This window comes from Phytobacter ursingii (assembly GCF_001022135.1).
Classification (GTDB): Bacteria; Pseudomonadota; Gammaproteobacteria; order Enterobacterales; family Enterobacteriaceae; genus Phytobacter; species Phytobacter ursingii.
Genome location: NZ_CP011602.1, coordinates 5085994 through 5100151 on the forward strand (window position 1 = coordinate 5085994; position 14158 = coordinate 5100151).

Sequence of the window (14158 nt, forward strand, 5' to 3'; positions counted from 1 at the left end):
AGAGAGTGTAATCAATCATCCAGCATGAAAAAAAATCGCGCTTTTCTGAAATGGGCAGGGGGGAAGTACCCTCTGCTTGCCGATATTGAACGACATTTGCCAAAAGGCGAATGCCTGATCGAACCCTTCGTTGGTGCTGGCTCGGTATTTCTCAATACTTCATTTTCCCGTTACATTCTTGCGGATATCAACAGCGATCTGATTGGCCTTTATAACATCGTCAAAGAACGCGCTGATGAGTATGTTCAGGGCGCCCGGGAGCTCTTTACGCCTGCGACGAACCAGTCGGAAACCTACTATCAGTTGCGCACTGAGTTTAACCAGAGTCGGGACCTGTTCCGGCGCGCGCTGTTATTCTTGTACCTTAACCGCCACGGCTATAACGGTCTGTGTCGTTATAATTTGCGCGGTGAATTTAACGTACCGTTTGGCCGCTACAAAAAACCGTACTTCCCGGAAGCCGAGTTGTATCATTTCGCTGAAAAGGCGCAGAATGCCTTTTTTTATTGCGAATCCTATGCTGAGAGCATGGCTCGTGCGGATGCGAATTCGGTGGTCTATTGCGATCCGCCTTACGCACCGCTCTCAGCCACGGCGAATTTTACGGCGTACCATACGAATAGCTTTACCCTGGAGCAACAGGCCCATCTGGCGGCCATTGCCGAGAGCCTGGTGAATAACCGGATCCCGGTACTGATTTCCAACCACGACACCGCGCTGACGCGTGAGTGGTATAGCCAGGCGAAACTGCACGTTGTGAAAGTACGGCGCAGTATCAGCAGCAACGGTGGGACGCGTAAAAAGGTGGATGAACTGCTGGCGCTCTATCGCCCGGCAACTCTCTGAGCCAGAGCGGCTTCGCCGTCAGGAATGCGTTTGTCTACACCCTGTAAAATGAATGTATATTCTTCTCAAGGAGATGCGGATGACACAGTATTTGATCGCCCCCTCGATTCTGTCGGCTGATTTTGCCCGCCTGGGTGAAGACACTGCCAGTGCGCTGGCTGCCGGCGCGGATGTGGTTCACTTCGATGTAATGGACAACCACTATGTGCCGAACCTGACCATTGGACCGATGGTACTGAAATCGTTGCGTAAGTACGGCATTACGGCGCCTATTGACGTGCATCTGATGGTGAAGCCTGTCGATCGTCTGGTGCCGGACTTTGCCGCCGCCGGGGCAAGCATAATTACGTTCCATCCGGAAGCTTCTGAGCATGTTGATCGTACGCTGCAATTGATCAAAGAGCATGGCTGTAAAGCGGGCCTGGTATTTAACCCGGCCACGCCGCTGAGCTATCTGGATTATGTTATGGATAAGCTGGATGTGATTCTGCTGATGTCGGTCAACCCTGGCTTTGGCGGTCAGTCGTTCATCCCCCATACCCTGGATAAATTGCGCGAAGTACGCCGTCGGATTGATGAATCCGGTTTTGATATTCGCCTGGAAGTGGACGGCGGTGTGAAGGCCAGCAATATCGCGGAGATCGCCGCCGCGGGTGCAGATATGTTTGTTGCGGGTTCGGCGATTTTCGATCAGCCCGATTACAAAAAAGTGATTGATGAAATGCGTAGTGAACTGGCAAAGGTAAGTCATGGATAAAATGCAGGCAATTCGTGGGGTGGCCTTTGACCTCGACGGGACGCTGGTGGACAGCGCGCCGGGGCTGACGGCAGCGGTAGATAACGCATTATATGCGCTGGAACTGCCTCAGGCGGGTGAAGATCGTGTCATCACCTGGATTGGCAATGGCGCGGATGTGCTGATGTCACGGGCGCTGACCTGGTCGCTACAGGAGCGTAATGCGCAGCGCGCTGCGTCCGGTAAACCGGCGATTAACCATGCGGATATTCCCCAGGAAGAGCAGGCCGTGATGCTGCGTAAGCTGTTTGACCGCTACTACGCTGAGTCGGTGGAAGAGGGTAGTTTTCTGTTCCCGGATGTGGCCCATACGCTGGCTGCATTGCACGCAAAAGGTTTCCCAATGGCGCTGGTGACCAACAAGCCTACGCCATTTGTTGCTCCGCTCCTTGAAACGCTGGGTATTGCGCCGTATTTCAGCGTGGTCATCGGTGGTGATGACGTGAAAAACAAAAAGCCGCACCCGGAACCGCTGCTGCTGGTCGCCGAAAAACTGGGGCTGGCGCCGAACGAATTGCTGTTCGTTGGCGATTCTCGTAATGATATTCTCGCCGCTCAGGCTGCTGGCTGTTGCTCTGTCGGTATGACCTATGGTTACAATTACGGCGAAGCCATTACATTGAGTGAACCGGACTACGTGTACGATCGCTTCAACGAACTACTGCCCGCACTCGGGCTCCCGCACAGTGAAAATCAGGACGTGAAACATGACTAAACCCATCGTATTTAGTGGCGCACAGCCTTCAGGTGAACTGACCATTGGTAACTACATGGGTGCGCTGCGTCAGTGGGTAAACATGCAGGATGACTACCATTGCATCTATTGCATCGTTGACCTGCATGCCATCACCGCGCGTCAGGATCCTGAAAAACTGCGCAAAGCGACTCTGGACACGCTGGCGCTCTATCTGGCATGCGGTATCGATCCTGAGAAAAGTACCATTTTCGTTCAGTCTCATGTGCCGGAGCATGCACAACTGGGATGGGCGCTGAACTGCTACACCTATTTCGGCGAACTGAGCCGTATGACCCAGTTCAAAGATAAATCAGCGCGTTATTCCGAAAACATTAACGCCGGTCTGTTCGATTATCCGGTATTGATGGCGGCGGATATTTTGCTGTACCAGACTAACCAGGTTCCGGTCGGGGAAGACCAGAAACAGCACCTGGAACTGAGTCGCGATATCGCCCAGCGTTTTAACGCTATCTACGGTGACGTCTTCAAAGTGCCGGAACCGTTCATTCCGAAATCCGGCGCGCGCGTGATGTCACTGCTGGAACCGACGAAGAAAATGTCCAAGTCTGACGATAACCGCAACAACGTTATCGGCCTGCTGGAAGATCCGAAATCGGTAGTGAAGAAAATCAAACGTGCGATGACCGACGGTGATGAGCCACCAGTGGTGCGTTACGACATTCAGAATAAAGCCGGCGTATCTAACCTGCTGGATATTCTCTCAGCCGTAACCGGCCAGAGCATTGCGGAACTGGAACAGCACTTTGAAGGCAAAATGTACGGCCATCTGAAAGGTGAAGTTGCCGATGCGGTTTCCGGTATGCTGACCGAGCTGCAGGCGCGTTATCACCGCTATCGCGATGACGAAGCGTTCTTGCAGAAGATCATGAAAGAGGGTGCGGAAAAAGCCAGTGCGCGTGCGTCTGAAACGCTGAAGAAAGTCTACGACGCTATTGGTTTCGTGGCGAAGCCGTAACCCCGTCTGGTTGTATGTTCCCCTCTGGCCATAGGGGCGAGGGGATCGATTGTGCAGTCTGGAAACGTGGTGTGCTAAAAAGTAACCCGGATTAGGCGTTTATGCTGGGTCCGGGATGCTATGGCTAGGCGTGTTGGTTATCAATTGTTAGGGTAATCCGGTTGGCGCGGCAGAAAAGCTCGGAAACATGCACCGGTTTACTGTTCTGATCGAAGGCGATTTTGCTGATGCGAAACAGCGGCTCGCCCAGTTCGCACTTAAGCCACTGCACCTGAGAACGGGTGGCAGCGAAAATATCGATCGTCTTTTTGTCGCTCACTATCCGCGTGTCAAAATGCTTCTGGAACAACTGATAGGTTGATTCTCCCTCGCTGTAATACGCGTCAAATTGCGGATAGCGCGACAGCGGGATCCATGAGCTGTCGATAAAGAGCGGTTCCTTGTCCAGATACATCACCCGGCTTAAGTGAAAGACTTCGCTGTTACCCGGAATGTTCAGCTTTTCACAAAACGGCGCCGCAGAGATACGCGCCTGTTCAATCACCTTCTCTTTCGTCGGCTTACCCTGCGAGACGCCAAAATCGGTAAACCCGCTGACGGTCAGCAACGCGTTTTCTACCTTCTGGCTTTGTACAAAGGTTCCTTTGCCCTGCCAGCGAATCAGCACGCCGTCCGCTACCAGGTCACTTATCGCTTTACGAATCGTGATTCTGCTTACATTGTACTGGGCGCAAAGTTCACTCTCGGTGGGGATCTGTTGTCCGGCTTTGTAGACGCCCTGAGCAATGTCATCCAGCAGACGCTGGCGAACCGTGGCGTACAGTAGTTGGTGAGAATAGCGGTCCGTAGCTGGCATGGCTCAACCCTGAAAAGAATGGAATAGGGGAATTATAGGGTTGTTTATCAGCGAGTAACAGAGCGCTGGCATGATGCGGCTCATGCCAGCGCAGTATTACCATGCTCCGTGGTATTGAATGGTGCGCGCCGCGCTGAGTGTACCCTGCTCCATAGCCACCGTGAGCGACCAGCCGCAGGCCATTGCGCAGAGAAAACCGGCAATAAACGAGTCCCCCGCGCCCATGGTATCGATGACATCAACGCAAGCCGCGGGATGGCGGTAAAACTGTCCGCCATCCCAGGCGATACTGCCATTTTCACCCAGCGTAACGATTGCGATACCCGCGCCATGCGCGACTATCGCCTGCATACGCGCTCTCAATGTATCGTCCTCCTGCTGCGCCGAGGCAAAAGCAAAATCGAGATGTGGCGGCAGGGTTTGCCAGAGTGGGCTGTCCCATTTATCGGCAAAATCAAACGCTGTCAGCTTGCCGGCCGCATGCAGTCGGGGAAAGGCGCTGTCCGCGTGGCCCCAGATAGCGGAGTGAATAATGTCATAGCCATCAAGCCAGGCGAAATCCTGCTCATCCAGGGTAAAATTCGCCATTACCCCTTCGGTATAGTCACCCAACACCCGGTCATTACCCTTCATCTCCACCTGAGTTTGTGCGGTGACGCCGCATTTGACATGCACATGGCTGGTATCGACGCCCATTCGGGCCAGATCGTTCAGTAACATCCGACCGTATTCATCCTCGCCAACCCAGGTCACGCAGCCTGGCGCCATGCCATAACGGGTGCTGTAAACCGCCACATTGACCGCATTGCCGCCGGAAAAGGCTTTGCCGAGGTGTGGATAGATGTCGACGCAGTTATCGCCGATGGTCGCCAGCCGTTTCATGCGCTTTCCTCCGGCAGCAACGCGCGAAAGCGCTCCAGCGCCTGGCGGGCAAACAGCCGCGGCTCGTTCATGTACATTGTTACCAGCTCAATTGTGCAATAACCGCTGTAGCCGCTGGCGATAACATCGCACATCAGTTCCCGCAGCGGCATTTTGCCTTCACCGGGGATGAAATGGCTGTCGCTCGCGCCGTCGCTGTCGACAATATGCAGATGGCGAAGTTTATCGCCCAGTTTGTTGAAGTAGCTCATCACCGGCTCGCCCTGCACCCAGGGGGCGCAGATATCAATCATGCTGTACAGGCGCGACGACGGGACAAGAGAGAAGGCGCGCAGCACATCATTGGCGTTGCAGACCACGTTGGATTCATAGGGCGTAAGCGGTTCCAGCACCAGATCCATCTCAATCTCCTGCGCATACTCGCACAGCTCATGCAGATTATCGGTCAGGCGCTGCCAGATAACCTCCGGCGGGGTCAGATAGCCTGCGTGGGCGGCGGAAATGAGCGTGAATCCGGCGTTCATCTCTTTGGCCATATCCATGGCCAGTTTAATCATCTCCAGGCTTTCGCGGCGCATCCGCTCATCGCCCAGAATCATATTCCATGGGTAGCCGTTGGTTTCTGGCGTGTAGCCGATAATGGGCAACTGGTATGTCCGGGCGAGTGCTTTGATTTGCTTAATCCCACCCGCTTTTAAATCGGGGGCGAAAGCGTGGGGACGCCCACCCCACAGTTCAATACCGTCATAGCCCAGTTCATGGGCATCGCGAAACGCCTCTTCAACGGGTAAACGCTGATGTCCGCAGGTAAACATGCCTGTTTTCATTGCTGTGCTCCTTTTAAGGAAAACCGGCCCGGACGGGCCGGATAGCGAAATCAATACTCCACAAGGCCGCCGTAATAGCGACGTTCATCCGGATTGTGATCTTTGTAAATCGACAGGTAATAGCAGAGCCACTCCATCGGCACGAACATCAAAAACGGCGCCAGCCACGGGTGTAGACCCTGGGCAATATCGGCGTAATCGATGACGATGACGTTATCCGTACGCGCTTTCACGAAGCGGATGGCGCGCTCGGTCGTGTGGCGGCTTTCGTCATTACCCAGCAGGAACAGGAAGGGGACACCAGGCTCCACCACCTCAAGCGGGCCGTGGCGGAATTCCCCGCTCTCAATAACCGAGCCATGCGTCCAGGTAAACTCCATCAGGGTGACAATCCCTTCCTTATAGCCCAGCGGACGCAGCGGACCGGCGGAAACGGTGTAGATCATCGGCCATGAGCTTGCCTGCTCGCCAAGTTGGCGACCTTTCTCTTCCCAGTTACGCACCAGGTACCCCAGCGCCTGTGGCAGTTTTTGCAGATCGGTTTTGATTTTGCCGATTTCCGCATGCGGCGCGAGGCGGGTTACCATTTCCAGTACCACGCTGTAGCAGAGCAGCAGATGGATTTCCCAGATACAGTCGGCCTGGTAGTCCACGACATACTCCACCGGAACGGTGATCGGACTGTCCGGTTTTTTCGTGAAGGCGGCAGTGAGTGCGCCGCAGGCACGGCCTAATTCCAGCGCTTTAATCACCTCTTCGGTTTTGCCGTAATCCGATACCCCTATCACCGCGCAACGGTTGTCCAGGCGGTGCGGGGTGTTATCGCAAAACTCCCAGCCGGAAATGGCGTAAACCTGTAAATCTGAATAACGATCCGCAAGATGCTTCGCCGTTTGCGCAGCGTTAAGCGGCGATCCGCAGGCGACGAAATAGATCCGGTCAATACCGCGACGCAGCATCTCATCAACAATGGCATGAACGCGGGGAACATCCTGTTGCAGAACTTTCTCCACCTCCGACACCATATTTTCGGTAACCAGGAAATCCACGGTGCTTTTATCAATATCCAACATGTAACGTTTCTCCAGACGGGTTTACGAAAGTGCGGCCAGTCGACGATTGCGCTTTTCCCAGAAGGCATAAGCAGGCAGGCCGGTGGCGATAACGATCAGGGCGCAGACCAGACCAGGAACGGGCGCCCAGACAAAGGTAGAGGCGACGAGGATCAGGCTTGAGCAGATGGCGAGGAACGTCATCAGGCCAAACAGGGGCGTGCGCCAGAGCGGTTTATAGTCGTCGCGTTTGCGACACCAGATAATCGAGCCGAAGGTGAGGGTGTTTTTAAAGCACATCACCAGCGTGAAGTAGCCGAGCAGGCTGGTCAGGTCGGAAACGAAGATGAAGAAGATCCCGAGCGCCCCCTGCAATACGATCGACACATCCGGGGTGTTGTATTTTGGGTGAACGTGAGCGAAGCATTTGAAGAAGAGCTTGTCCTTCGCCATCGCATACTCCAGGCGCGGCTGGTACATGACGCAACTGGAAAGCGAGCCCAGAATAACGATCATCGCGGTGATCGCCACAAAAATGCCCGCCATACTGCCCAGTGCCGGAATATAGGTCAGTGCGTCAGAGATGGGCGTTTCCGAGGCCGCCAGCTTTTCAAATGGCATCAGACCGGAAATAACCAGTGCCAGCAGCGAGTAGAGCACCAGAACCAGCAGGCAGGAGCCAATCAATGCGCGCGGCATGGTCTTGCCGGGGTTTTTGATTTCGCCGGTCATATAGCAGATGGAGGCCATACCGGTATAAGACCAACTGGTGGCTGATACGCCCGCCAGCAATGCCATAATGCCGGATGCCGCCGTAACGGTGGCGGTCGCCGCTGGCGCAGCGAAGTTGTCGGTTTTGAACCAGAAAATGCCAATGCCAATAACAATAGTGAAGGGGATAATTTTGGCGATGGTGATCAATGTCTGGAAGGCCGCTCCCCCCTCGACAGAGCGCAGATGCAGCAGCATAAACATGACGATTAACGCCGTTGCCACAAGCTTGCCGGTGAGGGGATCGAGCGGCATCAGGAAGCCGAGATTACTGACCACCGCCAGCGCCATAATCGACAACGAAGGAGCATCGTTGGCCCAGAAGCTGGCCCAGCCGGAGAGAAAGGCCAGCGGACGGCTGCCCGCATTTTTCAGATAAATATAATCCGCGCCGTTCTCAGGGTAGGCGGTAGAGAGCTCGGCGTAGACGCACATCTGCGGAATAACGATCAGGCCGCCAATAACGAAAGCGAGCACGGTTAACCACGGCGATCCTGCCGCTTTCGCTACTTCTCCCACTGAAACGAAAATACCGGAACCGACGGTTGTCCCGACGGCGATAGCGAGCACGGCCCAGAAGCCGAGCTTGCGTTGGAGTTCCTGGCTTTCCATATCAATACCTTTCTTAGAATGTTGTATGTAGGGTCAAAAGGGTGCCGCCTGACATCTACCGACAGCCAACGGTAGATTTCAATATATGACGACACATAATCAATATAACAACACATGATGAATTGTGTTGTGGAGAGAGATCACAAAATTGCCACTGGATGATAATGCCATGGCTATGTGATAATTAACTAATTGAATTAATTATGAAAATTATTGTGGTGGTCCGAGGTTTAGGAAACGGCGTAGCCGGGGTAAACGTAAGCGCACCCGGGAATCCCGGATGCGGCGCATACGCCTTATCCGGACGGGTGCCTGTGGAATGATTAATCTAATGAATGAACAGTTAAAACCACTTAAGCTTATCGCGCAGGCCGACAACGCGGCCTACGATAATGAGCGCCGGGCTTTCGACCTGCCGGGCCAGTTCCCCCAGCTCAGTCAGGATGCCACTAACGACGCGCTGTTTCACAGAGGTGCCATTTTCTACCAGCGCGACAGGCATATCTGCCTGCATACCGTGCTCAATCAATTTTTCCTGAATGGTCGCCGCCTGGTTCAGCCCCATATAGAAGACCAGCGTCTGTTTTTCTGCCGCCAGGTTTGCCCAGTCCAGCTCGCCGCCGGTTTTTAAGTGACCCGTTATCAGACGTACGCTCTGGGCATAATCCCGGTGGGTTAATGGAATACCGGCGTAAGCAGAACACCCTGAGGCTGCAGTAATGCCGGGTACCACCGAAAAGGGAATTCCCGCGTGGCACAGGGTTTCCAGCTCTTCGCCGCCGCGTCCGAAGATAAACGGATCGCCCCCTTTCAGGCGCACCACCCGTTTACCACGTTGCGCTTCCTGCAGCAGGATCTGGTTAATCTCTTCCTGCGGGACACAGTGATAGCCAGCACGCTTGCCAACAAACACGCGGTCGGCATCGCGGCGTACCAGGTTCATGATCTCATCCGAGACCAGGCGGTCATAGACCACCACATCGGCCTGCTGGATCTGTTGCAGCCCTTTGAGCGTCAACAAACCAGCATCGCCCGGGCCTGCCCCGACCAGCACCACTTCGCCACGATTGTCCAGCGGCTCGGCAAGCATTTGTTCCGTGATCGCTTCCACTGCCGGTGCATCCTGATTGGCCAGTGACTGAGCAAGACGGTCATTCACAAACAGCTTTTCCCAGAACCGGCGGCGCTCGGCGACGCTGGCAAAGTGGTCTTTTACCCGACGACGCAGTTTGCCTGCGTAGCTGGCTACATGTCCGAGATGCTGCGGAAGAAGCGATTCCAGTTTCTCGCGCAGCAGACGCGCCAGTACCGGGGAGGTACCGCCGGAAGAGACGGCGACCATCAGGGGCGAACGGTCAATAATGGACGGCATGATAAAGCTCGCCTGTTTCGGTGCGTCCACCACGTTACAGAAGATACGCCGGGACTCCGCCGCCGCGCTAACCTGCTCATTAACCGCTTCGTTATCTGTCGCTGCTATCACCAGCCAGCACGAGTCGAGCAGGCTTTCGTCGAAACTGCCTTCCACCAGCGTTAGCATCCCTTCGTTCGCCCAGACATGGAACTGGGGAACGAAGGCGAGTGAGTTAACGGTCAGCCGCGCACCAGCATCCATTAAAAGTCGGGCTTTACGTTCGGCAACATCCCCACCGCCTACCAGCAGGCAGGCGCGATCGCGTAATTGACAAAAAATGGGTAAATGGTCCACGACATCACCTCAAATACACGCCATTCTTCGGGCCGCAGGTGCGTTGTCTGTAACCCGAAGTGCGCGTGTCTCTATTAATTCGTTGTAATTGGTTGGCTCTTCGCTGTCTGGGTTGCAGACGGGCGCTCCGCTTTCGGCGTAGCATACCAGTAACCCAGGCCCATAAATACGGCACCGGAGAAAGTATTGCCCAGGGTTACCCACAACAGGTTATGGCCAATTCCGGAGAGGGTATACGCGTCGCTGTGATGACCAAACCATGAGAGGGCAAACAGCGTCATGTTGGCAACGGAGTGCTCGTAGCCGGAAGCGATAAACGCCAGCAGGCACCACCAGATGGCGAGGAATTTCGCGGCGCCTTCGGTACGGATTGCCATCCAGATTGCCAGACAAACCAACCAGTTACATAAAGCGCCTTTAAAGAACAGAACCCCTGCCGGCGCGTTGGTTTTGGCCAGCGCAACGGTATGCACGAGGCTGGTATCCAGCGGCAGTAAACTACCGCCACCCCAGTTATACAGCAGCGCAACCAATACCGAACCTAACAGATTACCCAGCCAGGTTTGCGGCAGAATCGTCCACATCTGGCCCTGGGTGATGGTGCCGGCTTTCACACCGAGAGTCAGGAACATGGTATGTCCGGTAAAGAGTTCAGAGCCGGCAATAATGACCAGGGTTAACGCGATACCGAACGTTGCGCCCATCACCAGCGGACGCACTGATGGGTCAAGTAAGTTACCGAGGGTGAAAATCAAAATAATCCCTAAGCCGACATAAGCGCCTGCCATGGCAGAACTGATCCAGAAGCCAATGGGATTATTGGTCGAGAGGCGTGAAATGCGCGCAGCGTTAGCCGCACACTTATTAATAGTGTCTGTAAACATAGTGTTGATTACCCTTTAACACGTCATCCTTTGCGCTGCCTCTTTGTTGGCTGCCTTCACTCCCCCCAGTCACATAGTTCACTATGCTCCTGGGGAATCGTTCAGTTGCCGCCGCGACGCAGCACAAATGATGTTGTGTAAATAATGAAAAGTTAAAATTAAAAACAAATAAAAATTACGAGTTCAATAAGCAACTACGGTATGGGGGAATCCCATGAATGGGGGCATTGCACCCCCACTGGAAAATTACGCTTTAAGTTGCACTACGCCGTCTTTAACACGCGCGTCGAAGTGGGCCACAGAACGGCTTTCGTCTTCCATACATAGCCCGTCACGCAGGCGGAAGCGCTGTTTTTTCAACGGGCTGGCGACCCATAGCTCTCCATTGTGCTCGGCAATCAGGCCGCGTGACAGCACGCTTGCTTCAAAGAACGGGTCGATATTGCTGATCGCGAAAACCTGTTCATCGTGACGCGGGCGGAAAATGGCCACCTGTTTGCCATTCAGCAGTGCGCATACCCCGGTTGCCGGGATGATGTCATCGATTTTGCAGATAGTGTTCCACTGGCTCATACGGTTTCCTCCACCATTTTGACCGGGATGCGTTCATATGGCGTTGCCGGACGGTGTTGCTCGCGTTCTGGCACAACCTGAACGTTCGGGTCGCGCTTGTCGCTATTGATAAAGTGTCTGAAGCGTACTTGCGCCTGCGGGTTGTTGACGGTCTCGGTCCATTCGCAAATCACGGCGTCGCGCAGACGCGCCATTTCGGCTTCAAGCTGGTCGTTCAGGCCCAGTTTGTTATTGATGATGACGCTCTTGAGGTAATCGATGCCGCCTTCCAGATTATCCAGCCAGGAGGCCGTGCGGGTCAGTTTGTCGGCCGTACGGATATAGAACATCATGAAACGGTCGAGGTACTGGAGCAGGGTTTCACGGTCGAGATCCGCCGCCAGCAAATCCGCATGACGCGGTTTCATTCCGCCGTTACCGCAAACATACAAGTTCCAGCCTTTTTCGGTGGCGATAATGCCCACGTCTTTACCCTGCGCTTCGGCACATTCACGGGTACAGCCGGAAACCCCAAACTTCATTTTGTGCGGAGTACGGATGCCTTTGTAGCGGTTTTCCAGCTCAACGCCGAAGCCCACGCTGTCGCCCACGCCGTAGCGGCACCAGGTGGAGCCGACGCAGGTTTTTGCCATCCGCAACGCTTTGGCATACGCGTGACCGGTTTCGAAACCCGCTTCAATCAGTTGACGCCAGATTTCCGGTAAGTCGTCTTTCTGCGCGCCAAACAGGCCAATACGCTGGGAGCCGGTGATTTTGGTATAGAGATTAAATTCGCGGGCGATACGGCCCACTTCCATCAGCCCTTCCGGGGTGATTTCGCCACCTGCAGAGCGCGGGATAACGGAGTAGGTGCCATCTTTCTGAATATTCGCCAGGAAGTTGTCGTTGGTGTCCTGCAGTGGCGTGTGCTGCGGCTTGAGCACATATTCATTCCAGCAAGAGGCCAGCAGAGAGCCGACGGTCGGTTTACACACTTCGCAGCCGTAACCCTGGCCGTGCTTCTGCAGCAGCTCGTCGAAGGATTTGATGCCTTCCACGCGGATCAGGTGGTACAGCTCCTGGCGAGAGTAAGCGAAGTGCTCGCACAGGTTGTTGTTCACTTCAATGCCCTGTTTCGCCAGTTCGGCGTTCAGTACCTGGGTGACCAGCGGAATACAGCCGCCGCAGCCGGTACCGGCTTTGGTTTCCGCTTTCAGCGCGGCAACGGTGTGACAACCCTTGTTGATGGCAGAGATGAGCATGCCTTTGGTGACATCGAAGCAGGAGCAGATTTGCGCGCTGTCCGGCAATTTATCCACGCCGATAGACGGTTTGCCGCTGCTGGCATGTGCCGGCAGGATCAAGGCATCCGGGTTTTCCGGCAATTCAATCGCGTTCAGGACCAGTTGCAGCAGATTGCCGAAATCGCTGGTGTCGCCCACCAGTACCGCGCCGAGCAGGGTTTTGTTGTCAGGACTGACGATAAGGCGTTTGTAGACTTCTTTGCTTTCGTCGAGGTAAACGTAGCTGCGTGCGCCTGGCGTACGGCCATGCGCATCGCCGATACCGCCAACGTCTACGCCCAGCAGTTTTAACTTGGCGCTCATATCCGCGCCGGCAAAGGCGTTAGCATTGCCGAGGATATGGTCCACAGCGACCTGCGCCATTTTGTAGCCCGGTGCGACCAGACCGTAGACGTGGCTATTCCAGTTGGCGCATTCACCAATCGCGTAGATATCCGGGTCAGAAGTCTGGCAGGCGTCGTTAATCACGATCCCGCCGCGCTGGGCTACCTCCAGCCCACATTGCGTCGCCAGTTTGTCGCGCGGGCGAATACCGGTTGAGAAGACGATAAAGTCGACTTCAAGATCGGTACCATCGGCAAAGCGCATGGTTTTACGCGCGCTGAGGCCCTCCTGGACGATCTCTTTGGTGTTTTTGCTGGTGTGTACACGCACGCCCATGCTTTCGATTTTGCGTTTAAGCTGTTCACCGCCCATCTGATCGAGCTGTTCAGCCATCAGCATGGGGGCAAATTCAATAACGTGCGTTTCAACGCCGAGGTTTTTCAGGGCGCCGGCGGCTTCCAGACCGAGTAGGCCCCCACCGACCACAGCACCCCGTTTGCTGCGGCGGGCGCAGGATTCGATGGCATTAAGATCTTCAATAGTGCGGTAAACAAAGCAATCCTGGGTTTCGGAGCCTTTAATGGGCGGGATCCACGGATAAGAGCCTGTCGCCATGATCAGTTTGTCATAATAGACAGTACGACCAGCGCTGGAGTGGATCACTTTCTCCTGACGGTTGATGGTAATTGCGCGTTCGCCAACGAGAACGTTAACGCCATGCTTTTCGTAGTAACCTTCACGTACCAGCGACAGTTCTTCCGCAGTATGATGCGAGAAGTAGGAAGACAGGTGAACGCGATCGTAGGCTTTACGGGGTTCTTCACAAAAAACGGTAATATCGAACTGGCTGGCATCTGCTTTATCAAGGAGATCCTCAATAAAACGGTGGCCGACCATGCCGTTACCGATTATAGCGAGTTTGACTTTGCTCATTTTTGCCTCGATTTCTTTTCTATTACTGCCTACCTTAACGATTCAGCCCTGGCACTTATTGATGCAGGTCAAATACATCTTCGCCTACCACTTAATGAG

13 protein-coding genes are annotated in these 14158 nt (G+C 54.5%); 4 read left to right on the forward strand and 9 right to left on the reverse strand.

The annotated features are described in order from the left end of the window. Positions 1-24: 24 nt before the first annotated feature. The 4 genes from dam (at position 25) to trpS (ending at position 3354) form a co-directional block, all read left to right on the forward strand. Entirely contained in the window at positions 25-846 is an 822-nt protein-coding gene (gene dam, locus AB182_RS27460) for an adenine-specific DNA-methyltransferase (protein WP_047372835.1), read from the forward strand. Between the two features lie 79 nt (positions 847-925). After that, the gene (rpe, locus tag AB182_RS27465; RefSeq protein ID WP_047372836.1) at positions 926-1603 is read left to right on the forward strand and encodes a ribulose-phosphate 3-epimerase; all 678 of its coding nucleotides are present in this window, start codon (positions 926-928) and stop codon (positions 1601-1603) included. Next, complete coding sequence (gph, locus tag AB182_RS27470) at positions 1596-2357, forward strand: phosphoglycolate phosphatase (protein WP_047372837.1); 762 nt, start codon at positions 1596-1598, stop codon at positions 2355-2357. Before rpe ends, gph begins: the two co-directional genes overlap by 8 nt. After that, positions 2350-3354, forward strand: coding sequence for a tryptophan--tRNA ligase (trpS, locus tag AB182_RS27475; RefSeq protein WP_047372838.1), 1005 nt, complete (start codon positions 2350-2352; stop codon positions 3352-3354). Before gph ends, trpS begins: the two co-directional genes overlap by 8 nt. A 124-nt stretch (positions 3355-3478) precedes the next feature. Here trpS and AB182_RS27480 read toward each other — a convergent pair whose 3' ends face one another. The 9 genes from AB182_RS27480 to nirB form a co-directional block, all read right to left on the reverse strand. Next, the gene (locus AB182_RS27480; RefSeq protein ID WP_047372839.1) at positions 3479-4210 is read right to left on the reverse strand and encodes a GntR family transcriptional regulator; all 732 of its coding nucleotides are present in this window, start codon (positions 4208-4210) and stop codon (positions 3479-3481) included. 96 nt (positions 4211-4306) lie between these two features. Next, complete coding sequence (frlD, locus tag AB182_RS27485; RefSeq protein ID WP_047372840.1) at positions 4307-5092, reverse strand: fructoselysine 6-kinase; 786 nt, start codon at positions 5090-5092, stop codon at positions 4307-4309. Beyond that, on the reverse strand, positions 5089-5919 hold the full coding sequence (frlC, locus tag AB182_RS27490; RefSeq protein ID WP_047372841.1) for a fructoselysine 3-epimerase: 831 nt from the start codon (positions 5917-5919) through the stop codon (positions 5089-5091). Before frlC ends, frlD begins: the two co-directional genes overlap by 4 nt. Positions 5920-5969: 50 nt before the next feature. After that, on the reverse strand, positions 5970-6992 hold the full coding sequence (frlB, locus tag AB182_RS27495; RefSeq protein ID WP_047372842.1) for a fructoselysine 6-phosphate deglycase: 1023 nt from the start codon (positions 6990-6992) through the stop codon (positions 5970-5972). A gap of 21 nt (positions 6993-7013) precedes the next feature. Then, positions 7014-8354, reverse strand: coding sequence for a fructoselysine/psicoselysine transporter FrlA (frlA, locus tag AB182_RS27500; RefSeq protein ID WP_047372843.1), 1341 nt, complete (start codon positions 8352-8354; stop codon positions 7014-7016). Between the two features lie 343 nt (positions 8355-8697). After that, entirely contained in the window at positions 8698-10062 is a 1365-nt protein-coding gene (cysG, locus tag AB182_RS27505) for a siroheme synthase CysG (RefSeq protein WP_047372844.1), read from the reverse strand. A 74-nt stretch (positions 10063-10136) separates the two neighbouring features. Continuing rightward, positions 10137-10946 carry a nitrite transporter NirC gene (gene nirC / locus AB182_RS27510; protein ID WP_047372845.1) on the reverse strand — a complete coding sequence of 270 codons (810 nt, stop codon included), beginning with the start codon at positions 10944-10946 and terminating at the stop codon, positions 10137-10139. A 246-nt stretch (positions 10947-11192) separates the two neighbouring features. Next, positions 11193-11519: a nitrite reductase small subunit NirD gene (nirD, locus tag AB182_RS27515; RefSeq protein WP_047372846.1), complete on the reverse strand. Its 327-nt coding sequence runs from the start codon at positions 11517-11519 to the stop codon at positions 11193-11195. Continuing rightward, a complete protein-coding gene (gene nirB, locus AB182_RS27520) occupies positions 11516-14059 on the reverse strand; it encodes a nitrite reductase large subunit NirB (RefSeq protein WP_047372847.1) in 2544 nt (847 codons plus the stop codon). Before nirB ends, nirD begins: the two co-directional genes overlap by 4 nt. Positions 14060-14158: the final 99 nt, after the last annotated feature.